This window comes from Anaeromyxobacter sp. SG17, assembly GCF_022690695.1.
Lineage (GTDB): Bacteria > Myxococcota > Myxococcia > Myxococcales > Anaeromyxobacteraceae > Anaeromyxobacter > Anaeromyxobacter soli.
The window spans coordinates 38,808-61,197 of sequence record NZ_JALCYX010000024.1 but is presented as its reverse complement, the minus strand read 5'-3'; the positions used below and the strand labels follow the sequence as shown (position 1 = coordinate 61,197).

18 protein-coding genes are annotated in these 22,390 nt (G+C 74.4%); 11 read left to right on the top strand and 7 right to left on the bottom strand.

What is annotated here, in order from left to right; genetic code table 11:
* Nucleotides 1–112: 112 nt before the first annotated feature.
* The 3 genes from MNY60_RS11430 to MNY60_RS11420 are packed head-to-tail and all read left to right on the top strand — an operon-like array spanning nt 113 to nt 8,091.
* A complete protein-coding gene (locus MNY60_RS11430; protein WP_242340535.1) occupies nt 113–1,009 on the top strand; it encodes an ExeA family protein in 897 nt (298 codons plus the stop codon).
* A gap of 48 nt (nt 1,010–1,057) precedes the next feature.
* Entirely contained in the window at nt 1,058–4,993 is a 3,936-nt protein-coding gene (locus MNY60_RS11425; protein WP_242340536.1) for a translocation/assembly module TamB, read from the top strand.
* On the top strand, nt 4,975–8,091 hold the full coding sequence (locus MNY60_RS11420) for a POTRA domain-containing protein (protein WP_242360646.1): 3,117 nt from the start codon (nt 4,975–4,977) through the stop codon (nt 8,089–8,091). Before MNY60_RS11425 ends, MNY60_RS11420 begins: the two co-directional genes overlap by 19 nt.
* A 151-nt stretch (nt 8,092–8,242) precedes the next feature.
* Here MNY60_RS11420 and MNY60_RS11415 read toward each other — a convergent pair whose 3' ends face one another.
* The 7 genes from MNY60_RS11415 to tolQ all read right to left on the bottom strand — a co-directional run bounded on the left by MNY60_RS11415 (nt 8,243) and on the right by tolQ (nt 13,836).
* Nucleotides 8,243–8,896, bottom strand: a complete 654-nt coding sequence (locus MNY60_RS11415) for an MtnX-like HAD-IB family phosphatase (protein ID WP_242340538.1) — start codon at nt 8,894–8,896, stop codon at nt 8,243–8,245.
* A gap of 13 nt (nt 8,897–8,909) precedes the next feature.
* Nucleotides 8,910–9,572 (bottom strand): class I SAM-dependent methyltransferase, encoded by a 663-nt coding sequence (locus MNY60_RS11410; protein ID WP_242360645.1) that lies wholly within the window; start codon nt 9,570–9,572, stop codon nt 8,910–8,912.
* Nucleotides 9,569–10,492, bottom strand: a complete 924-nt coding sequence (locus MNY60_RS11405) for a Ppx/GppA phosphatase family protein (RefSeq protein ID WP_242360644.1) — start codon at nt 10,490–10,492, stop codon at nt 9,569–9,571. Before MNY60_RS11405 ends, MNY60_RS11410 begins: the two co-directional genes overlap by 4 nt.
* 63 nt (nt 10,493–10,555) lie before the next feature.
* A complete protein-coding gene (locus tag MNY60_RS11400) occupies nt 10,556–11,857 on the bottom strand; it encodes a DPP IV N-terminal domain-containing protein (RefSeq protein WP_242360643.1) in 1,302 nt (433 codons plus the stop codon).
* 11 nt (nt 11,858–11,868) lie between these two features.
* Nucleotides 11,869–12,627 (bottom strand): energy transducer TonB, encoded by a 759-nt coding sequence (locus MNY60_RS11395; protein ID WP_242340542.1) that lies wholly within the window; start codon nt 12,625–12,627, stop codon nt 11,869–11,871.
* The gene (gene tolR / locus MNY60_RS11390; RefSeq protein WP_242340543.1) at nt 12,628–13,086 is read right to left on the bottom strand and encodes a protein TolR; all 459 of its coding nucleotides are present in this window, start codon (nt 13,084–13,086) and stop codon (nt 12,628–12,630) included.
* Between the two features lie 12 nt (nt 13,087–13,098).
* Nucleotides 13,099–13,836 (bottom strand): protein TolQ, encoded by a 738-nt coding sequence (gene tolQ, locus MNY60_RS11385; protein ID WP_242340544.1) that lies wholly within the window; start codon nt 13,834–13,836, stop codon nt 13,099–13,101.
* 263 nt (nt 13,837–14,099) lie between these two features.
* Here tolQ and MNY60_RS11380 point away from each other — a divergent pair, with 263 nt between their 5' ends.
* From MNY60_RS11380 to MNY60_RS11345, 8 genes are all read left to right on the top strand, one after another.
* Nucleotides 14,100–14,888 (top strand): hypothetical protein, encoded by a 789-nt coding sequence (locus MNY60_RS11380; protein ID WP_242340545.1) that lies wholly within the window; start codon nt 14,100–14,102, stop codon nt 14,886–14,888.
* An 81-nt stretch (nt 14,889–14,969) separates the two neighbouring features.
* The gene (murI, locus tag MNY60_RS11375) at nt 14,970–15,749 is read left to right on the top strand and encodes a glutamate racemase (protein WP_242360642.1); all 780 of its coding nucleotides are present in this window, start codon (nt 14,970–14,972) and stop codon (nt 15,747–15,749) included.
* A 171-nt stretch (nt 15,750–15,920) separates the two neighbouring features.
* Nucleotides 15,921–16,469, top strand: coding sequence for a hypothetical protein (locus MNY60_RS11370; protein WP_242360641.1), 549 nt, complete (start codon nt 15,921–15,923; stop codon nt 16,467–16,469).
* Between the two features lie 22 nt (nt 16,470–16,491).
* Nucleotides 16,492–17,175 carry a cell division ATP-binding protein FtsE gene (gene ftsE, locus MNY60_RS11365; protein ID WP_242340548.1) on the top strand — a complete coding sequence of 228 codons (684 nt, stop codon included), beginning with the start codon at nt 16,492–16,494 and terminating at the stop codon, nt 17,173–17,175.
* Between the two features lies 1 nt (nt 17,176).
* Complete coding sequence (locus MNY60_RS11360; protein ID WP_242360640.1) at nt 17,177–18,061, top strand: ABC transporter permease; 885 nt, start codon at nt 17,177–17,179, stop codon at nt 18,059–18,061.
* A 3-nt stretch (nt 18,062–18,064) separates the two neighbouring features.
* Nucleotides 18,065–19,177, top strand: a complete 1,113-nt coding sequence (locus tag MNY60_RS24255; protein WP_242360639.1) for a peptidoglycan DD-metalloendopeptidase family protein — start codon at nt 18,065–18,067, stop codon at nt 19,175–19,177.
* Between the two features lie 73 nt (nt 19,178–19,250).
* Nucleotides 19,251–20,585, top strand: coding sequence for a S41 family peptidase (locus tag MNY60_RS11350; protein ID WP_242360638.1), 1,335 nt, complete (start codon nt 19,251–19,253; stop codon nt 20,583–20,585).
* 225 nt (nt 20,586–20,810) lie between these two features.
* Nucleotides 20,811–22,316, top strand: coding sequence for a cellulose synthase family protein (locus MNY60_RS11345; RefSeq protein WP_242360637.1), 1,506 nt, complete (start codon nt 20,811–20,813; stop codon nt 22,314–22,316).
* Nucleotides 22,317–22,390 lie beyond the last annotated feature (74 nt).

Genomic DNA, 22,390 nt, shown 5'->3' with positions numbered 1-22,390 from the left:
CGTGCGCCCGCCGACGCCGCCCGCGGCGCGCGCCCGCCCGCCGCGCCGCCGCGCCCGCCCGCACCGGGCGCCAAGAAGAACATCGGGTACCTGTAGCGCCGAAGGACGTCGCGTGAACTATCTCGAGTACTACGAGCTGTCGCAGGAGCCGTTCTCGAACGCGCCGGTCTCGCGCTTCTACTACTCGTCCGCCCAGCACGCGCAGGCGCTCCTGCGGCTCACGCACGCCGTCTCCGGGATGAAGGGGCTCGCCGTGCTCGTGGGCGACATCGGCGCGGGCAAGACCACGCTCGCGCGGCGGATGCTCGACGCGCTGCCGGAGGAGGAGTACGAGGCGGCGCTCCTCGTCATCATCCACTCGGGCATCACGGCGAGCTGGCTGCTCAAGCGGATCGCGCTCCAGCTCGGGGTCGAGAGTCCCGCGGACGAGAAGCTCGCGCTGCTCTCCCAGCTCTACCAGCGGCTCGTCCGGATCTACGAGCAGGGCAAGAAGGCCGTCGTCCTCATCGACGAGGCCCAGATGCTCGCCACGCGCGAGATCATGGAGGAGTTCCGCGGGCTGCTGAACCTCGAGGTCCCCGAGCGCAAGCTCCTCTCGTTCGTGTTCTTCGGGCTGCCGGAGATCGAGCAGAACCTGAAGCTCGATCCGCCGCTCGCGCAGCGCGTCGCGCTCAAGTACCGGCTCGAGCCGCTGTCGGGCGAGGCGACCGACGCGTACGTCCGGCACCGGCTGCGGCTCGCCGGGGCCCCGCGCGTGCCGTTCTCCGCGGGCGCCCTCGCGCGCATCCACGCCTACACGCGCGGCACCCCGCGCCTCATCAACACCCTGTGCGACAACGCCCTCTTCGAGGGCTTCGTGGCCCGCGCGCGAGAGCTCGACGAGCGGTTCGTCGACCGCGTCGCCCGCGACCTCGGCATCGAGGCCCCCGCGGCGGACGCCGGTCCGGTGGAACGCCCGGCGCGGCTCGACCTCGCCGAGATCGATCGCTACCTCGAGTCGCTCGAGTAGCGGCCGCGCGCTTGGTCCGGCGCGGATCGCGGTGGAGAATCGAGGCAGGTGAAGAAGCGCACCGTCGCCCTGGCGTTCCTCGCGCTCATCGTGGCCCTGGTGGGCGGCACGATCGCGGGGCTGCGCACGCGCTGGGCGGCGGATCGCATCTGCGCGCTCGCCGCCGAGCGCGTGGAGCGCACGACCGGCCTCGAGCTCGCCGTCGCGGCGTGCCGGATCCGGCCGCTCGCGCTGGAGCTCGAGGCGGAGGGCATCCGGCTCGGGCCGGCCTCGGCGCCGCTCTTCACCGCCGACGCGCTCGCCGCCCGGCTCGCGCCGATCCAGGCGCTGGGGCGCCAGCTCCACCTCGCCGAGCTGCGCCTCGTGCGTCCGCGGGTCGTGGTCCCCCCGCGCTCGCCGCGCAGCGGGGCCGGCGCCGCCGACGCCTGCCCGCCCCCGCTCCTCGCGCGCTTCGAGGTCCGGCACCTGGACGTCGAGGCGGGGGCGATAGACGTGGCGCTCGCTGGGGGCCGCCGCCTCGTCGTGGACCGCATCGACGTCCGGTCGCGCCCGCCCGCGCGCTCGCTCCGGGCGTTCGGCGCGGCGCACCGGCGCGCGCGCGTGGAGATCTCCGCGGGGCCGGCGCGCCTCACGGGGCCGGGGCGCGCCTTCGACGCCTCGTCCGTCTCCGCCGACGTGGAGGTGGCGCTCGATCTCTCGCGCCTGGTGGTGAACGGGGCGGAGGCCGACATCGGCGGGGTGCGCCTCTCCGCGCGCGGCGAGGTCCGCGACCTGTGCGACCCGTCGTTCGAGCTCACCGCGACCGCTCACGGCGGCGTCGCCGACGCGCTCGCGCTCGCGGGCGTGAACGCAGACGCGGAGGGGAGCGCCGAGGTCGTCGCGAGCGTGCGCGGCCCCGCGAGCGCGCCGGAGGTGTCCGCGACCGTCGCCTGGACGGGGGTCCGGATCGGCGCGCAGCGCGCCGGCGCCGGCCAGGCGGCGCTGCGGCTCGCCGGCGAGGAGGTCGTGTTCGACCGGATCGAGGTCCCGCTCGCCGAGGGCAGCGCCCTCGCGCGCGGCACGCTCCGCCTCGCGCGCGGCGCGCCGATCGCGGCGGAGGTCGAGCTGCGCGGGGCCGAGCTCGCGGAGGTGCTCGATCGGCTCGGCGTCCGCGATCCCTGGGTGAGCCTCAAGCTCGACGGCCGGGCGGCGGTGTCCGGCACCCTGTGGCCGCCGGCGCTCGGCGGCGAGCTCGGGGTCGACGTGCGCGACCTGCGCGCGCTCACGCGCCCGTACCGCCAGGCGAAGGGCGACCCCGGCGTCGTGGCGTTCGCGGCGGGGCGGCTCGAGTCCAAGGTCCGCGTGGATCGGGAGGGGCTGTTCTTCGACGCAGGCCGGCTCTCGGTCGGACGCGGCACGGTCAGCGCCGACGCGGCGGTCCACTTCTCGGAGGCGCGCGGCTTCTCGGTCCGCGCGCGCGGCGAGGCGGACCTCGACGCGCTCGGGCGCGTGGCAGACGTCCCCTGGGCCGGGCTCGCCCGCATGGACGCGACGATCGAAGCGGCGCCGTACGGCAACCCGCACGTGGTCGGCCGCACCCGCATCGAGCGCTTCCGCTTCCTCGACGTCGATCTCGGGAACGTCTCGTCGGACTTCCGCTACGACGACTTCCTCCTGCGCTTCTCGGGCGCCGAGGGGGCGCGGAACGTGTCGCGCTGGAAGGGCGAGGGCGTCGTGGACCTCGACCGCACGCCGGCGCACGTCGTCTCCTCGCGGTTCGAGGCGAAGGGACGGATCCGCGACCTGCTCGACGCCGTGCGCGACTGGCTCCCGCGGTCGCGCTGGATGCGCGAGGTCGTGGACGGCGACGTGGAGGTGTCCGGCACCGCGACCGGCCCCGCGGACGCGGTGGACGCCGAGTTCGAGGCCCGCTTCGGCGCCGGGACGATCTACGGCCGCCGCTACGACTCCGGGCGGGCGGAGGGCCGCATCCACAAGGGCGTCGAGACGCGCCTCGATCGCGCGGAGCTGCGCCGCGGCACCGGGGTCGCGCGCGCCACCGGCACGTGGAGCGCCCTGCCGCCGTTCCCCTGGGACGTCGACGTCTCCTTCTCCGGCGTGCCGATCGCGTCGCTCGGGCTGTCGGGCGGCACGTGGTCCGGCACCGTCGCCGGGACCGCGACGCTGGAGGGCTCCGTGGACCGGCCGCGCGTGCGCTTCGCGGCGAACGGCGACGCGGTGCACGCGGAGGGGTTCGGCCTCGGGACGGTGCAGGTGGGCGGGACGCTCGAGGGCGAGCGGCTCGTCGTGACGGGCGGCGCCGAGGGCGTCTCGTTCGAGGGAGAGGCGACGCTCTCGGGACGCATGCCGTTCCGTGCGCGCGCGCGGCTCGCGATGCACGACGTGACGCGGCTGCTCCCCGACGGCGCGCCGGCGGGCTTCCGCGCCCGCGTCGCGGGGGAGGGGACCGCGGAGGGCGAGCTCGCGGACCTGTCGCTCGCGCGCGCGCGCGTGCGGCTCGACGAGGTCCAGGCCGGGTACGCGGACTTCCGCGTGCAGTCGGCCGGCCCGGCGGTGCTGGACCTCGACCGCGGCCGGGTCGAGGTGCAGGGGCTCGTCCTGCGCGGGACGAACACCGAGCTCGCGCTCTCCGGCGCGCGCGCGGCCTCGGGTCAGCTCGACGTCTCCGCGCGCGGCAACCTCGATCTGCGCCTCCTCGGCGGGCTCACGCCCGCGCTGCGCCGTCCCGCGGGGCGGCTGACGCTCGAGGCGCACGTGGCCGGCACCGCCGAGGAGCCGGTCCTGGTCGGCGCCGGACGCGTCGAGGACGCCGGGTTCGAGCTGCGCGAGATGACGCTCGCCTTCTCGGGCCTGCGCGGCGATCTCGCCTTCTCGCAGAACCGCATCCTGTTCGACGGGCTCGAGGCCGCGGTGAACGGCGGCCGCGCCCGGCTCGAGGGCGAGGTGCAGCTCTCGTCCTTCCGCCCGTCACGCCTCCGGGTCGAGGCGAAGCTCGACGAGATCCCGCTCGCCGTCCCGGCGTACCTCCCGGTCACCCTCTCCGGCCGGCTGGAGGCGACGGGCTCCCCGGACGCGACCACGCTCACCGGGCGCGTCCACGTCCTGCGCGCGCGCTACACCGCCGACGTCGACCTCGAGCGAAGCCTGCTCGAGGTGCGCCGGCGCGCGGTCGCGCCGCCCCGCGCCTACGATCGCGCGGGCGAGTGGCTCCGGTTCGACGTGCAGGTCGCGGTCGACGGCGACGCGCGGATCGACAACGACCTCGTGCGTGGCGCCCTCTCCGGCGAGCTGACCCTCACCGGCTCCCTCGCGGCCCCCGGCCTCGTCGGCACGCTCTCGATGGCCGAGGGGAGCCGCGCGATGTTCCGCGGCAACGAGTTCCAGCTCACGCACGCCATCCTGGAGCTCACCGACCGGAACCGGGTCGCGCTCGCGCTCGACGTGCACGGTGAGTCGCAGGTGCGGGACTACCAGGTCTTCATGCACGTCTTCGGGCCGATGAGCGACCCGCAGATCACGCTCACGAGCGCGCCCGCGCTCGCGCAGCCGGACATCATCACGCTCCTCTCGCTCGGGTTCACCCGGCGCGACGCGGCGGCGGGCGCCGGCGTGGGCGGCGTCGCCACCGCGGCGGCGGCGCAGGCGCTCTTCTCGGCGTCCGGGCTGGACGAGCAGGTGAAGCGCTTCCTGCCGCGCACCGGCGTCATGCGCGATCTGTCGGTCCGGATCACGAGCGCGTACTCGGAGGGGAGCGGCCAGGTCGAGCCGCGCGCGGAGTTCGAGTCGTGGTTCCTGCGCGACAAGCTGCGGCTCCGCTACCAGGCGCCGCTCGCCGGCGCGCGGGGGCAGAAGGCGCAGGCGGAGCTCCGGCTCGGCGATCACACCGCGGTGCAGTACCAGTGGGACAACGACAACCCCGACGTGGCCACCGGCGATCACGGGGTGGACCTGAAGCTGCGCTGGGAATGGACGGATCAGAAGTGACGGTCCGCGTCGATCCCTGCTCGCTGCGCCGCCTCGCGTGCCTGCTCGCGGCCGTGCTCGCCTGCGCGGCGCTCCCCGCCGCGGCCGCGCCCCCTCCAGCGCCGGCGGACGTGTCCTCGCCGCCGCGCGTGGTCGGCGTCGAGCTGCGGGTGCCCGAGACGGAGGACCGCGTCGCGCTCGCCGCGTTCGTGGACGTGCGGCCGGGGGAGGCGCTCTCCACTCGCGCGCTGCGCCGCACCGTGCAGCGCCTCTACCAGACCGGCCGGTTCCGCGACGTGGTGATCCGCGCCACCCCGGCGGCGCCGCCACCGAACCAGCACGGCGAGTGGGTGTCGCTGGTCATCGAGGCCCTCCCGGTCCGGATGCTCGCGACACTCGAGGTGCGGATCGAGGGGCCCGCGGTGCTCGACGCCGCCGGCGTGCGCGCCGCGGCGCGGCTCCCCACCGGCGAGCCGTTCGACGCCTCCGACCTCGACGCGGCCGCCGCGCGGGTCCGAACCCTGCTCGCGCGCCGCGGGTACCCCGAGGCGGCGGTGGAGGCGAGCGCGCTCCGCGACGACGCGGCGCTGCTCCGCGTCGCGGCGGGGGAGCCCGTGCGGATCCGCTCGGTGCGGCTCTCTGGGTCCGGCGAGGCGCCGCGCCTCACCTCCGCGCTCCGCTCGCGCGCCGGGGCGGTGCTGGATCGGGACGTCCTCGAAGCGGACGTCCGCGCCGCGCGCGCCTCCCTGTACGAGGGCGGATACCGGCGCGCTCGCGTCGGCACCCCCGTCGTGCGGGTCGAGGGCCGGCTCGCGGACGTGGAGCTCCCGGTCGACGCCGGGCCCAGGCTCGCCTTCGTCTTCCGCGGCAACCAGGAGATCGCCTCGCAGGTGCTCGCGAGGCAGCTCGCGTTCGAGGACGGCCAGCCGGTGGACGCGCCGGCCATCGCCGCCGCGGCCGACCGCATCCGGGCGTTCTACCGCCAGCGTGGGTTTGCGGGCGCGCGGGTCGAGCCGGAGGAGACCCGCCATGGTCGCCTCGCCGCGGTGGTCTTCCACGTCGAGGAGGGGCGCCGCTACCGGCTCCGGGAGGTCCGGCTCGACGGGGTGGAGCAGCGCGACGCCGCCACGCTGCGCGCGCAGCTCGCCGCGATCCTCGACGAGGAGGGCGGCAAGCGAGACGAGACGGAGGCCGACCGCGGGCGCGCGCTGCTCGTGTCGATCCCGGGCGTGCGGCCGCCGCGCGCCCCGCCCGCCGCGCTCGCGCCGAGCGAGGTGTGGGACGAGGCGTCCTGGGCGCGCGCCGCCGAGCGGATCGTGGACGACTACCGCGCCGACGGGTGGCTCGAGGCGGTCTACCTCGGCGCCTCCGTGTCGCTCGACGCCCGCGAGCGCGTGGCGGACGTGACGGTCCGGCTGCGCGAGGGCCCGCGCACGCACGTCGAGGCGATCTCGTTCGAGGGGAACCGGATCGTGTCGCTCGCCGAGCTCGCGCGCGAATCGCGCCTCGCGCCCGGCGATCCGCTCGTCTTCGAGCGGATCGAGGAGACGCGCGCCGCGATCCTCCGCCGCTACCTCGCGCGCGGTCACCTCTACGCCCGGCTCGACGCGCGCGAGGAGCTCGACCCCGAGCGTCACACGGTGGCGATCCGCTTCGTGGTGGACGAGGGGCCGCAGGTGCGCATCGGGCGCGTGCTGCTCTCGGGGAACCGGCGCACCCGCGACGACGTGGTCCGCGGCGCGCTCGCGTTCGCGGAGGGCGACGTCTACGACCCGGAGCGGATCGCGAAGAGCCAGGCGGCGCTCCTGCGGCTCGGCGTGTTCCGCTCGGTGTCCATCCGCGTGCAGGAGCCGGAGGCGCCGCACGCGACGAAGGACCTCGCCGTCGAGCTCGCCGAGCGGCCGTGGGCGACGCTGTCGCAGGGCGTCGGGTTCTCCATCGCGGACGGGCCGCGCGCGTTCGTGGAGTACGGCGAGCCGAACATCCTCGGCCGCGCGCTCGAGCTGGGCGCGCGCGCGAAGGTGAACTACCCGCTCGAGACGCCCTGGGTCGAGCGGCCGGACCTCGCGGGCAAGGCGCCCTCGGATCGCGTGGAGGGGCGGGCGGAGGTCGGGCTGCGCACCCCGACCCTCGCCTTCCTGCCCATCCCCGCGAGCGTCCGCACGAACGTCATCGGCGAGATGCTGCACCGCAAGGCCTACGCGCTCCGCCGCGCCTCGGCGATCGCCGGCGTGGACGCGGGGCTCACCTCCCGGCTGTCGGCCTCGCTCCAGTACGAGATCGAGGTGGACCGCATCGACCGCACGAACGCGGTCGGCTACCTCACCCAGGCGGACCTCGAGCGGCTGCGGTTCGACGAGGGGATCACCACGCTCCACGCGCTCCGGCCGTCGATCTCGATCGACCACCGCGACAACTCCGCCCACCCGCACTCCGGCTGGGCGGCCTCCGGCGCGCTCGAGTACGCCCGCTCCCTCGGCGCCGAGCGCGAGGGCCCGGACGACCGCGCCCTCTTCGGCCTGCTCCCCGCGAGCGGGATCCACACGAACATGCTGAAGCTCTCTGCGTCCTCGTCCGGCTACCTGCCGGTGGGGCGCGGCAGCGTGGTCGCGCTCTCCCTGCGCGGCGGCCGCGTGTTCCCGCTCGACCGCCGCTCGCAGACCATCATCCCGCGCCGCTTCTTCCTCGGCGGCGCGTCGTCGATGCGCGGCTACGGCGAGGAGGAGATGATCCCCGAGGACGTCCGCAGCGACCTCTCCGCCGAGGCGCGCCACTGCGCGACGAGCCCGACGAAGGTGGGCTGCACGGACCGCGGCAGCCGCATCGCCGCCGGTGACCGGCCGGTGTCCGAGGGCGGCGAGGCCTTCCTGCTCGCCAAGACCGAGCTGCGCATCCCCCTGCGCCGGAGCCTCGAGGCGGGCCTCTTCTTCGACCTCGGCAACCTGTGGCTCGACCCGATGCGCTACCGGCTCGTGGACCTGCGCGCCAACGCCGGCGTGGGCCTGCGGTTCGTGACGCCCATCGGCCCCGCCGCGCTCGACCTCGGGTTCAACCTCGACCCCGACCGCGCCGTGAACGAGCGGATCTTCGCCCCGCACTTCACGATCGGGTTGTTCTGAGCTGCCCGGCCGCCTCGGCGCTGCGCGAGCTCGCCGAAGTCGAAGGACGGAGCGCCTTCGGGGTGAGGCTCCGCGCGAAGCGCGGGGAGAGGCCCCCGGCGACGGCGGTCAGCCGTCGACGGACGGGGGCGCAGCCCCCGCGTGATCTCAGTCAGCGCGGAAACCGCGCCATCACCTCGTCGAACGTCTCGAACACGTCGTGCCGGATCCCGCGCTCCGCGCAGTAGCGCACGAGGCTGGACCCGGCGCGGGCGAAGACGTGATCGGCGGCGTCGGCCGCGTGGCGGTCGCCGGTGCCGTCGCCGCAGAGGACGACCTTGTTGCCCGCGCGCTGCAGCTCGCGGACGACGTCGCCCTTGCAGAACCCGCAGAAGCCGCAGTCCGCGCCGTGGAACTGGACCGAGAGCCCCGCGGGCGAGAGCTCGGCGCGGTTGGCGCGGACCTCCACGTGCGCGCGCAGCGCGGGCGGGAGCCGCTCGAGCACCGGCTCGATGTAGGCGTCGAGGCCCGAGGAGACGACGAGGAAGGGCCGGCCGCTCGCCCGGCAGGCCTCGACGAGGGCCTCGAAGCCGGGCCGCAGCACCGCCCGCTCGCGCGCGAACGCGGCGATCTCGCCGCGGGAGGCCGTGATCGGCGCGAACACCTTCGCGAGCAGCACGCTGAAGGGGAACTCGCCGCGCTGGTAGTCCGCCGCGGCGGCGCGGTAGTTGGCCTCCCCCGCGAACCGGTAGGCGACGAGATCGCCGAGGTCCTCGGTCAGGGCGGTGCCGTCGAAGTCGCAGACGATGGCCCAGGGCGCTCGCATCGGGGCCGACGTTCTACTCCGGCCGCACGGCGATTGCCATCACCCCGAACCCGGAGAGCACCGGCCACGCGCGCGCCTCGGCGAACCCGGCGCGCGCGAGGAGCGCCGGGAGGCTCGCCTCGTCGTAGCGGCGGTGGAGCCGGGACATGCTGCGCCAGAGCGCCATCGCGAGGCCGTTGCGGGGGCTCGCCCGCAGCGCCTCGCGGAGCCGGGCGCGCCCGTCCCGCGGCTCGAGGAACGCGATGTGGCCGCCGGGCCGCACCGCGCGGCGCACCTCCCGGAGCGCCGCGGCCGGATCGTCGAGGAGGTAGAGGAAGCTGTGGCCGGTGGCGGCGTCGAAGGCGCCGTCGCGGACGGGGAGGGCGAGGGCGTCGCCGCGGACGAGCGGCAGCGCCACCCGCGCCGCGCGGGCGTGGCGCGCGGCGCGCCGCAGCATCGGCGCGGAGGTGTCGAGCCCCACGTGCCGGCGCGCGGGATCGGCGCGCGCCATCTCGAGCGCGCTGGTGCCGGGCCCGACGCCGAGGTCGAGGACGCGCGGCCCGCCGACGAGCTCGGCCATCGCGCGGCAGTCGCGGCGCCACGCCTCCTGGTCGGTGAGGAGCTCGTAGATCGCCGCGGCGCGCCCGAACGCGAACGCCGCGTAGACGCGGCCGGCGCGGGCGCGCAGGCGGCTCATGCCGGGCCGACGCGGTCGTGGAGGAGGCCCCAGCGGACCCCGCGGTCCGAGACCGTCAGCCGCTCGAACCCCGCCGCGCGCATCGCCTCGACCACGATGACCGCGCCGGCGAGGATCACGTCGGCCCGCTTCGGCTCCATCCCGGGCAGCGCCGCCCGCGCGCGCACCGTCAGCGCGGCGAGCCGGGCGAGGAGCGCGTCGGCCGCGGCGAGGGTGAGGGTGGCGCCGTGCACGCGCTCCGCGTCGTAGGCGGGCAGCGCCTGCTCGACGGCGGCGAGGGTCGTGACGGTGCCGGCCACGCCGACGAGGCGCGCCGGCCCGAGCCCCGCGATCATCTCCCGGAGGGGGCCGAGCGCCTCCCGCGCCGCGTCCCGCAGCACGGCGAGCTCCGCGCTCGACGGCGGGTCGCCCCGCACGTGCCGCTCCGTGAGCCGCACCGCGCCGACCTGCAGGCTCGTGCGCGCGCGCGGGGCGGGACCTTCGCCCACCGTGAATTCGGTCGACCCGCCGCCCACGTCGAGCACGGCGAGCGGGCCCGCGCCGCCGAAGTCGCGCCACGCGCTCGCGTAGACGAGCCGCGCCTCCTCGTCGCCCGAGATCACCTCCGGCACGAGCCCCGCCGCCGCGCGCGCCGCCGCGAAGAACTCCGCCCCGTTGGACGCGTCGCGCGCCGCGCTCGTCGCCACGCAGGCGACGATCTCGGCGCCGAGCGCGCGGGCCTCGGCGGCGTAGGCGGCGAGCGCCGCGACCGTCTCGCGGATGCCTGCCGCGTCGAGCCGCCCGCTCGCGTCCACGCCGCGCCCGAGCCGCGTGATCTCCGCGCGCTCGACGACCGGCGCGAGCGTCGCGCCGCGCCGCTCGGCCACGGTGAGGAGCACCGTGTTCGTCCCGACGTCGATCGCCGCGAACCGCTCGGTCAAGGCGTCCCCCCTGGACGACGGCTCGCGCCTCCGCGGTCGTCCCCGCGGGCTTGCGGGGCCGGGCTACTCGGCGAGCGGGCCCCAGGCCGGCGCGGAGAGCTCCCCGCCGCCGCCGGCGGAGATCACGGTCTGCTTCTCGCCGCGCGCGTCGGACACGACGAGCTGGAACCCGGCGCCGGCGCGATCGGTCTTGATCGCCAGCAGCCGCCCGTTGGGCGCCCAGGTCGGCTCCTCGTTCGTGCGCCCCTGGTCCTGCGTCACGCGCTGGATCTTGCCGTTGTCGGGCGAGACGACGAACACGTCGAACACCTTGCGCTCGTCGCGCGCGGTGAACGCGATGGCGTCACCGCGCGGGCTCCAGGCCGGCGTCTGGTTGTAGTTTCCCTGGAAGGTGAGCCGCTTCGGGCTCGAGCCGTCCGCGCCCATCAGGTAGATCTGCGGCGTGCCGCTCCGGTCGGAGACGAACGCGAGCCGCTTGCCGTCCGGGGACCAGGAGGGCGAGAGGTCGAGGGCGGCCTCGCGCGTGAGCCGCCGCGCGCCGGAGCCGTCCGCGTTCATCACCCACACGTCGCTGTTCGCGCGATCCGTGATGGTGAAGGCGATCTGCCTGCCGTCCGGCGAGTAGACCCCGCCGTAGGCGTTCGGGATGGCGGCGAGGCGCCGGAAGCCCTTGTCGGCGAGCGTGTAGAGCCACAGCTCGGGGCGGCCGTTGCGGTAGCTCGTGAGGAGCACCGCGCCGCCGTCCGGGCGCCACGCGGGCGCGAGGAGGATGGTGCGCTCGGAGAGGAGGACGCGCGGGTTCTTGCCGTCCGCGTCGAGCATCACGAGCTCGTAGGCCCCGCGGATCTTGCGGATCGCCACGAGCTTCGTCGAGAAGACCCCCGGCTCGCGCGTGTAGTAGCGGACGATCTCGTCGGAGATGCGGTGAGCGAGCCCGCGCGGATCGGACGCCTGCGCGCTGACGCGCTTCACCAGCACCTCGCGCCCGGCGCGCACCTCGTACAGGTGGAGCTCGCCCTCGAGCGTGCCCGCCACCTGACGCATGCGCGCCTTCACGAGCCCCTCCGCGCCGACGTCCGTCCAGCGCGCGAAGCGGATCGTCGGGGCGGCCCAGCCCTCCGAGGGATCGGCGAGGAAGCCGCGCGGGTCGAGCACGTCGAAGAGGCCGGAGAGGGTGAGGTCGCCCCGGACCACCTCCGTCACCTCGCCGGCGCGGGCGTCGCCGCCCTCGCCCTGGAACTGCGCCACGGCGATGGGGAGCGGCTGGAAGTTGGGCGAGCCGATGGTGAGGGTCGGGCGCTCCTGGGCGAGCGCGGGCAGCGCGGCCGCGAGGGCGGCGAGCGCGAGGGTGCGTGTGAGGGTCATGGGGGCAGTCATCACAAGGTGAACTTCACCGGCTGGCCGGAGCGGCGATAGGACTCACGCGATGCGGCGGGGGGCGGAGGGAAGCGCGTCTTGCGGAGCGTCCGCTCGAGGGCGGCGTCGAAGGCGGAGTTGCCGGACGGCGTCTGGACCTGCCATCGGCCGATTCGTCCGTCGGGCTCGATGAAGATGACGACGATCGCGAAGAGGTGCATCCGCTCGCGCTCGGAGATCGTCGACGGCACGTCGTAGTTCGCGTGCAGCTCGCGGACGATCGACGCGAGGTACAGGTCGCCCTCCTCTCCCTCCTCGGAGTCGCCGAGGGGATCCCCGTCGGGATCGCCGTACTGCGGCTCCGCCTTCGCCGCGGACGCGCGCACCTTCGAGAGCACCGACGCGAGCGAGTTGCTGGTCGCCTTGCCCGGGTTCGGGCTCTGCGCCTTCGGCGGCGCGGGCTTCGGCTCGGCCTTCGCGATGGCGACGGAGGGGGCGGCGGGCGCCGGCGGCGCGGGGGCGGCGACCGGCGTCGGGGCGGCCTCTGCGGGCGCGGGAGGCGGCGGGGCCTCCTTGCGCGGGAGGTACTCCTGCGGCTTCTTCGGGCCCATCCGGACGAGCTTCGCGACGATCGGCTTCTGCTGGAGGTCGATCGTGGGCGGCGGTACGCGCACGACCACCCAGACGATGAGCGCCGCGTGCACGGCCACGGAGAAGGTCGTCGCGGGCCAGAGCCGGTCCTTCCGGCGGAGCGCGGTCGTGACCGGGATCGCCGCCATCTACCGCCGGCCCTCCTGCCTCGCCTCGCGCACCTTGTCCGCGGCGGGGTTGGTGATCATGCCGACGTTGGTGATGCCCGCGCGCTGGACGGTGGCCATGACGTCGACGACGAAGCCGTAGGGCAGCGTCTTGTCGGCCATGAGGTAGAGCTCGCGGTCCTTCATGGCGCGGGCGTTCGCGCGCAGCTTGTCCTCGAGCGACTCGAACGGGATGCGCGCCGCGTCCTCGCTCGAGCCGAGGTACAGCGAGTGATCGGACTTGATCGAGAGGACGAGCTTCTGGTCCTCCGCCTCGACGGCCTTGGCGCGCGCCTCGGGGAGGCTCACCTCGACGCCCTGCTGGATGAGGGGCGCGGTGACCATGAAGATGATGAGGAGCACGAGCATCACGTCGACGAGCGGCGTGACGTTGATCTCGGTGAGGGTCTGGCGGCCGGAGCCGCCGCTCGACGCAGCCACGGGCGTTGGCTCCTAGCTGAAGAAGTGACGCCGGACGATGTTGAGGAAGTCGTTCGAGAAGTTCGTCATCTCGCTGTCGAGGACGCGGATCTTCGACACGAAGTAGTTGTACGCCACGACCGCGGGGATGGCCGCGAAGAGGCCCACCGCCGTGGCGATGAGCGCCTCGGAGATCGGCTTCGCGACGGTGGCGAGGTTTGCGTTCCCGGCCTGGTAGATGTCGTGGAAGGCGCGCATGATCCCCCACACCGTGCCGAACAGGCCGACGAACGGCGCCGCGCTCGCCGTGGTGCCGAGGAACGGGACCTGCGCCTCGAGGTGGGTCACCTCGGACGCGGCGGCGCGCTTCAGCGCGCGCTCGACGTTCTCGATCCCGCCGAGCTCGTCGCTCATGTTCACCTCGCCGCCGGCCTCCTTCTTCTGCGCCGTGACCTTCGAGAGCTCGACGTAGCCGGCGCGGAACACCTGGCTGATCGGGGAGGCGGAGAGGGACTCGGCCGCCTGGTAGATCGCGTCGAGGCGCTTCGACTGCCAGAAGGTCTCGAGGAACTTCACGGACTCGTCCTGCGCGCGCCGGATCTGGAGCCACTTCTTGACGATGATGGCCCAGGACACGGCGGACGCGCCGAGCAGCAGGAGGAGCACTCCGATCCCGATGGGGCCGGAGTTCTTGGCGATCTCGAAGTAGTCGAGACCGTCGCCGCCGGCGGCGGCGAGAGGGGCGGGCAGGGGCAGGATGAGGTTCGTCATGAGCACCGATAGAGTGGTCGCTTGTTTAGCACGGGCGAGCCCCGCAAGAAGGAAACGCCCCAGCGAGCGAATTCTGCCCCGTTCGTGCGCCTACATGTCGGGTCAGGGGAGTGTGAGGACCTGTCACGGCGTCGCCCCCTGGCAACCCGTCCGCGGGGGGCACGATTGCATGAAATCGCGCCCCCGCGCGTCCGCATCGCGTGGCACATCGGTTGCTCGGTCTCTCGCTCGACTGCCTCGCGCGACCTCGCCCGGAGAATGACATGAGACGCCTCGCCCTGATCCTCGCCACCGCCGTCGTCGCCTCCGGCTGCATCGTCGGCGACGACAACCACCGCACCCTCCCCCCCAGCGGAGTGGGGTCCGCGATCGTCTACTGGGACTTCCTGAGGAACACGCAGGGGGGCACCGTGCTGTACGACGACGCGACCCTCACGCACACCGGGACCGGCGCGTGCGCGCAGTCGGCGGTCGAGGTCGTCACCATCGACGCCGCCGGGCTCCCGCAGTTCGTCGTCGACTGCGTGTACCAGGGCGTGCAGGGTGCGACGCTGGACGGGCTGCCCGCCGGCTCGCCGTCCGCCCGCATCCGGGGCTGGCGCGGCAACTACGCCGTCTACGAGACCACGGTCGCGCTGCACGTGATCGCGGGCGCGGAGACGGATCAGGGCATCGTCGACCTGGACGCGGTGCGCGCGCCGATGGACCTCTTCGCGTACCTCGCGCTGGGTCCCGCGCAGGCGCCGACGGACTACCGCAGCTGCGCCGAGGCCGGGTGGCCGAACGTCTCGTACGAGGTGCGCGACTCGTACGGCACGCGCGTCGACGCGAACGTGGTGGGCTGCTCCGATCCGCTCCCGACCACGGTCTTCGCCGGTGATCTGGACCTCGACAACTACACCGTCCGGATGCAGGGCATCGCCACGCAGGGGCCGAGCAGCGGCCAGGTGGTGCTCGACTCCTGCACCGTCCCGTTCGATCACTTCGCCGCGCAGATCGGCGACGCGGGCTTCGCGCCGACGCTCGTGACGCCGCCGCCGAGCTGCCCGTAGCTCGCGCGCACGCCTTCCGCGAGGCGCGGGCCCCCGAGGCCCGCGCTTCGCATTTTTCGGGGAACGAGTAGACTCCGCGCCGTGTCACGCATCGGCATCTTCGACTCGGGGGTCGGCGGCCTCACCGTCCAGCGCGCCATCCTCGAGGCGCTCCCCTCGGTGGACACCGTGTACCTGGGCGACACCGCCCGCGTGCCCTACGGCACGAAGTCCGCCGACACGGTCACGCAGTACTCGCTCAGGAACGCCCGCGTGCTCGCCCGCCGCGGGATCGATCTGCTCGTGGTCGCCTGCAACACCGCCTCGGCCGTCGCGCTCCCCGCGCTGCGCGCGGAGCTCGCCGTCCCCGTGCTCGGGGTGGTGGAGCCCGGCGTCCGCGCCGCGATCCGCGCCTCGCGCGGCGGCCGCATCGGCGTGATCGGGACACAGGGCACCGTCTCGAGCGGCGCGTACCAGGCGGCGCTCCGCGCGGCGCGGCCCGACGCGGAGGTCGTCGCCCGGGCCTGCCCGCTCTTCGTGCCGCTCGCGGAGGAGGGCTGGACCGATCCCGACGATCCGGTCGTGCGCGGCGTCGTCGCCCGGTACCTCGCGCCGCTCCGCGACGAGCGCGTCGACACGCTCGTCCTCGGCTGCACGCACTACCCGCTGCTCCGCGCGGCGATCGCCCGCGAGCTCCCCGAGCTCGCGCTCGTCGACAGCGCCGACGCCATCGCAGCGGAGGTCCGGGCGCGCCTCGGAGACGAGAGCGGTCGCGAGGGCGCGCACGCGTTCCTCGTCACCGACGCGCCGGAGAAGTTCCTCGCGGTGGCGGGGCGGTTCCTGGGCCGGACCGTCACGTCGGCGGAGCACGTGGATGTCTAGCGGGGACCCCGCCCCAGCCGCGGAGCTGCCGGGGCCCACCCCTGCTCGCCGGGGCGAGTACCCCGCGCGTTCGCATTCGCGGGATCGCGCGTACCCTGAGTTTTGACGCGGGTTTCCGCCCGGCCGTCGGCTTGATGGCGCGTGCGCGCGGCGGTAGTCTCGGAGCCTCGAATGGCCGGCGACGCGAAGAAGATGGTGGTTGGCTTCAACCACAACATCAAGCACAAGGGGAAGCCGTACCACATCCAGACCGAGGACTCCGGCCTCGACAACCCGCACATCATCACGCACCTGTTCGTGGGCGGGAACATCCTCGCCTCGAAGAAGACCTCCTACGCGGACATCGTCGGGGCGGACAACCTCGCCCAGGTGGTGCGCGAGCTCATGGAGGAGCAGCACAAGGAGATGCTGCGGAACCTCGTGAACGGCGTGTACGACGACATCGACGCCGTCTACAGCGCGCAGGCGCAGGCGTTCCAGCCCGGCCAGATCCAGGCGGAGCGCGCGCCCGCGGTGAAGCTCCGCGACGGCGTCGCGCTGCCGCGCCCGCCCGCTGCGCGGTCGCTCCCTCCCGAGGTGGTCGCCGCCCGCGATGCGCCCGTCCCGGCGCTCCGTGGCGCCGGCGCCGAGACGCTCTTCGGCGAGGACCTCGTCAGCGAGAAGAGCCTCGACGAGGTCATCCTCTCGTACCTCGCCGACGACCTCGGCGATCGCAAGTGATCCGGCCCCCGCAAGCTCCCCCGTGATCCAGCTCTTTCACGTCACCAAGGAGTACCCGGGCGACGGCCCGGCGCTCCAGGACGTGTCGCTCGAGATCGACAAGGGGGAGTTCGTCTTCCTCACCGGCGCCTCGGGCGCCGGCAAGTCGACGCTCCTCAAGCTCATCTTCTGCGACGAGCCCGCCACCGCCGGGCAGCTCCTCCTCTTCGGCAAGAACGTGGCGAAGATCTCCGCCTCCGCGATCCCCTTCGTGCGGCGCAACATCGGGGTGGTCTTCCAGGACTTCAAGCTCCTCGCGAACCGCACCGTCGCCGAGAACGTGGCGCTGCCGCTCGAGGTGCGGGGGCTCGCGCAGAAGGAGATCCGCCGCAAGGTGCGCGGGCTCCTGCGCTCGGTCGGCCTCGAGCACCGCGCCGACAAGTTCCCGCCCTCGCTCTCCGGCGGCGAGCAGCAGCGGGTCGCGGTGGCGCGCGCGCTCGCGCCGGACCCGGCGCTCCTCCTCGCGGACGAGCCGACGGGCAACCTCGATCCGGAGCGCACGCTCGAGGTGATGGACCTGCTCTACGGCGCGAACGCGCGCGGCACCACCGTGGTGGTGGCCACCCACGACCGCTCGCTGCTCGAGCGCTACAAGAAGCGCGTCGTGGTGCTCCAGGCGGGCCGCCTCCTCTCCGACGGCGACTCCGTCCGCCGCGCCGTCTCCTGACATGGCCCTCCGCCCGCTCCGCGCCGCGCGCCGCGCGCTCGAGTCCATGGCCCGCGGGCCGTACGTCGCGCTGGTGGGGGCGGCCACCGTCTTCGTGGCGGTGTTCGCGACCGGGCTGTTCGCCGGCGCGCTCGGCGGCGCCGAGCGGCTCCTCGCCGCGTGGGCGGGCGAGGTGCGCGTCTCGGTGTACCTCGCGCCGGGCGCGGATCTCGAGCGCGCCCGGGCGGCCGCCGCCGCGCTCGCGCCGGGGCGGCGGGTCGAGGCGGTGCCCTCCGAGGTCGCGCTCTCGCGGCTCGCGGACTCGCTCGGCGAGCAGGCGCACGTGCTCGAGGGCGTCGGCCCTGGCGCGCTGCCGGACGCGGTGGAGATCGAGGCGCCCGGGCTGTCGCTCGACGGCGCCCGCGAGCTCGCGGCGCGGCTCCGCTCGGTGCCCGGCGCCGACGACGTGGACTACGGCACCGCCTGGCTCGAGGGCGTCGAGCGCTTCGTCGCGCGCGCGCGGACCGCGGCCGTCTTCCTGTTCGGCGCGCTGGCGCTCGCCACCGCGATCCTGGTCTCGAACACGCTCCGGCTCGCGGTGTTCGCCCGCCGCGAGGAGATCGAGATCATGAAGCTCGTCGGCGCCACGGACGCGTTCGTCGCCACGCCGTTCCTCCTCGAGGGCTTGCTGCAGGGGCTCCTCGGCGCGGGGGCGGCGGTGCTCGCGCTCGCGGGGGTCCACGGGCTGCTCGTGCCGCGCCTCGCCGCCGCCGTGTCGGCGGCGCGCGCGCTCACGCTCGCCGACACGCTGCCGCCGGCGCTCGTCGTCGCCCTCGTCGGCGGCGGGGCGGGGATCGGCCTCCTCGGGAGCGCCCTCTCCGTCGCCCGCGCCCTGCGGCGGACCTGACCCGTGCCCGCCGCGCTCGCCCTCGCGCTCGCGCTCGCGCTCGCCGCCGCGGATCCCCGGGCCCAGCTCTCCGCGCTCGAGGCCCGGCGGCGCGCGGAGGAGACCGCGGCGCGCCTCCTCGCGCAGCAGGAGCGCTCGGTCCTCGACACCCTGGGGGAGGCGGAGACGGCGCTCACCACCGCCCGCGCGGAGCTCCGCCGGGTCGAGGCGGAGCGCGCGGAGGCGTCGGCCGGGCTCGCCCACGCGCGCGAGGTGGAGGCGGGCGCGCGGGCGAGGCTCCGCGCCCGCCTGGCGGAGCTCCGGCCGCGGCTCGCCGCGCGCGCGCGCATGGGGCCGGCCGGCGAGCTGCGGCTGCTCCTCGCCAGCGCCTCGCTCGCCGACCTCGTGAAGCGCAGCTACCTCATGGACCGGATCCTCTCGCGGGACGCCGCGCTCCTCGCCGACGCGCAGGCGGCCGCGCGGGAGGGCGAGGCGGCCCGGGCCGAGCGCGCCCGAGAGGCGGCCCGGCTCGACGCGCTCGCCGGCGAGGCGGTGGAGCGGCGCACGCAGGCGGAGGCGCGCCGCGAGGAGCGCGAGACGCTGCTCACGGCGCTCCGCAGCGCGCGCGGGTTCCACGAGCGCGCGGCGCGGGAGGCGGCCACGCAGGCGAGGCGGCTCGCGGACTTCGTGGCCACCCTCCCGCCGCCGCGGGTGGGGAGCGCGCTGCCGGGCGGGTTCGCCGCGCGCAGGGGGCGGCTGCCGGCGCCCACCGTCGGGGCCATCGCGGTGGGCTTCGGCCGCATCGTGAACCCCAAGTTCAACACCGTCACGGTGCAGAACGGGCTCGACATCGCCGCCCGCGCCGGCGCCCCGGTCCGCTCGGTCGCGCCAGGCCGGGTGGTGCACGCCGGCTGGTTCAAGGGGTATGGCAACCTCGTCATCGTGGAGCACGGGGAGGGCTACCACACGCTCTTCGCGCACCTCGGCGCGATGCAGACCGCCATGGGCGAGGTCGTGGACGCGGGCGCGGTGCTCGGCACGGTCGGGGACTCGGGCTCGCTCAAGGGGCCCTACCTGTACTTCGAGCTGCGCGAGCGCGGGCGCCCAGTGGATCCGCGCCCCTGGCTCGCGCCGTGACCGGCCCCGGATCGCTCAAAGACGCCCGGCGGCGGCGCTCCAACCGGTCGCGCGCCTCGGGTATGATCGCCCCATGACGCGCCGGCCCTTCCTCCCCCGCATCGCGCTCGTCGGCGCGCTCGCGGTCGCCTTCCTCGCCGGGCTCGGCGTGGAGCACGTGGCCTCGGCCGCGCGGCGCGGGGCCGCCGCGCCGTACCGCCCGCTCGACGTGTTCGCCGAGGTGCTCGAGAAGGTCGAGAACGACTACGTCGAGGACGTGAAGGAGCAGGAGCTCGTCTACGGCGCGATCGACGGGATCGTCGGGCGGCTCGACCCGCACTCTTCGTTCATGCGGCCCGACGTGTACCGGCAGCTGCGGGAGGACACGACCGGCGAGTTCGACGGGCTCGGCGTGGAGGTCGCGATCTCGGGCGGCGCGCTCACCGTGGTCGCGCCCCTCGCGGACTCGCCCGGCGAGCGCGCGGGCCTGCGCCCCGGCGACCGGATCCTCGCCATCGACGGGACGCCCACGAAGGACCTGCCGCTCGCCGAGTCCATCCGGCGCATGAAGGGCCCGGCGGGGACGCGGGCGGTGCTCGAGGTGATGCGCGACGGGTTCTCCGCGCCGCAGGCGCTCACGCTCGTGCGCGACCACGTACGGGCCCAGAGCGTCGAGCTCAGGATCCTCGACCCGGAGCGGCGCTACGCGTACGTGCGCGTGAAGGCGTTCCAGGAGCGGACCGATCGCGGCGTGAAGAAGGCGCTCGACGACGCGCGGGCTCGGCTCGGCGGCGAGCTGCGCGGCCTCGTGCTCGACCTCCGCGGCAACCCCGGCGGCCTCCTCGATCAGGCCGTGCGGGTGGCGGACCTCTTCCTCGCCTCCGGGATCATCGTGACGACCGAGGGGCGTGGGCGCCGCGACGTCCAGGTCGAGAAGGCGCGCGAGAAGGACACCGAGCCGCCGTACCCGATCATCGTGCTCGTGAACAAGGGGACCGCGAGCGCGAGCGAGATCGTCGCGGGGGCGCTGCAGGACCACGGGCGCGCCGTGATCATGGGCACCCCCACCTTCGGGAAGGGCTCGGTCCAGACCATCGTGGAGCTCGAGGACGGCTCGGGGCTGAAGCTCACCGTGGCCCGCTACTTCACCCCGAAGCACCGCTCCATCCAGGAGCGGGGCATCACGCCGGACGTGGTCGTCGGCGAGGGTGTCCCCCCCGCGGTCGCGGACGCCTCCCCCGGCGAGAAGGACCTGAAGGGTCACCTCCGCAACGAGTCGATCTCATCGGACGCTACTTCCGGGGCGGGTGCAGGGACACCGGGGAGCGAAGACCACCCGCTGCACACCGCCCTCGACTACCTGCGCGCCGTCGACATTCTGAAGGCCTCCGCGCCGCCTTCTCCAGGCCTCGCGGTGAAGCGCGAATGACGTTTGAGGCGGACCGCGCGGGGGCCGTCTCCGAGGTCGCACCTGCCGCGCGGGAGGGCGCCCGGGTGCGAGGAGGTAACCTGCGCGGAACAATCCCGTTTTCGCCTGTCGGGGCGCAGGTTTTGGCTTGATTGACTTCGCGGACGGGGAGGCTATAGTCCGCCCGGTTTTGCAGGTCCCCGCCAGGGGAGCGGTCGCCCTGCCGCATCCCGAAAAAACGGACAGATGAGCGCCATCGAGCTATCGGTCGTCGTCGCGTACGCCCTCCTGCTGCTCCTCCTCTCGGTGTACGGCTCGCACCGGTACGCGATGGCGTACCTGTACTACCGGCACAAGTACCGGCTGCCGTCGCCGAAGGGCCGCTTCGAGCAGCTCCCGCGCGTCACCATCCAGCTGCCGATCTTCAACGAGATGTACGTGACGGAGCGGCTCATCGACGCCGTCGCGAAGATGGACTACCCGCGCGATCTCCTCGAGATCCAGGTGCTCGACGACTCGACCGACGAGACGCAGGGCATCGCGCGCGCGTGCGTCGACCGGCACCGGAAGACCGGGCTCGACATCGCCTACGTGCACCGCACGAACCGCAAGGGCTTCAAGGCGGGGGCGCTCGAGCACGGGCTCACGCTCGCGAAGGGCGAGTTCGTCGCGGTGTTCGACGCGGACTTCATCCCCGAGGCGGACTTCCTCCGCCGCACCCTCGACTTCTTCACCGACCCGCAGGTCGGGATGGTCCAGACGCGCTGGGGCCACCTGAACCGCTCGTACTCGCTCCTCACCGAGGCGCAGGCGATCCTGCTCGACGGCCACTTCGTCATCGAGCACACCGCGCGCAACCGGTCCGGCCTGTTCTTCAACTTCAACGGCACCGCCGGGATCTGGCGCCGCGACGCCATCGCGAGCGGCGGCGGCTGGCAGCACGACACGCTCACCGAGGACCTCGATCTCTCGTACCGCACGCAGATGAAGGGCTGGAAGTTCGTCTACCTCCCGCACGTCGTGACCTCGGCCGAGGTCCCGGTCGAGATGAACGCGTTCAAGAGCCAGCAGCACCGCTGGGCGAAGGGCTCCATCCAGACGGCCCTGAAGCTCCTCCCGCTCATCCGCCGCGCGGACGTGCCGAGGGCGGTCAAGCGGGAGGCGTTCATGCACCTCACCGCGAACCTCGGGTATCTCATGATGATCCCGCTCGCCATCCTCCTGCCGATCACGGTGGTGGTGCGGGTCTCGCACGGCGCGCTCGAGGTGCTCTTCCTCGACCTGCCGTTCTTCGCGGCCGCGACCTTCAGCGTCGTCTTCTTCTACATGGCGAGCCAGCGCGAGCAGGGGAAGACGCGCTGGGAGCGGGTGAAGTACCTGCCGTTCGTGATGGCGCTCGGCATCGGCCTCGCGGTGAACCAGGCGCGCGCCGTCGTCGAGGCGCTCATGGGCTACGAGACCGCCTTCACCCGCACGCCGAAGCACGGGGTGAAGTCGGCGGGCGACTCGGTCGTGAAGAAGCGCTACAAGGCGGCGGTGACCTTCCAGCCGATCGTCGAGCTCGCCCTTGCCGCGTACATGACGTACGGCGTGCTCTACCTCGTCGAGCGCGGCGTCTACTACTCGCTGCCGTTCCTCGTGCTGTTCCAGGTCGGCTTCGGCTACGTCGGTCTCGCGAGCCTCTACGAGGGCGTGCGCGGGTACCTCGCCCGGTCCGCCCGGCAGATGGCGCCGCAGCCCTCCGCGGAGTAGCCGTCGCCGAGCACCGTGCTGAACCGAGCGCGGCCTCCGGGCCGCGCTCGCCGTTTGGGGGCGCTGCCGCGCGA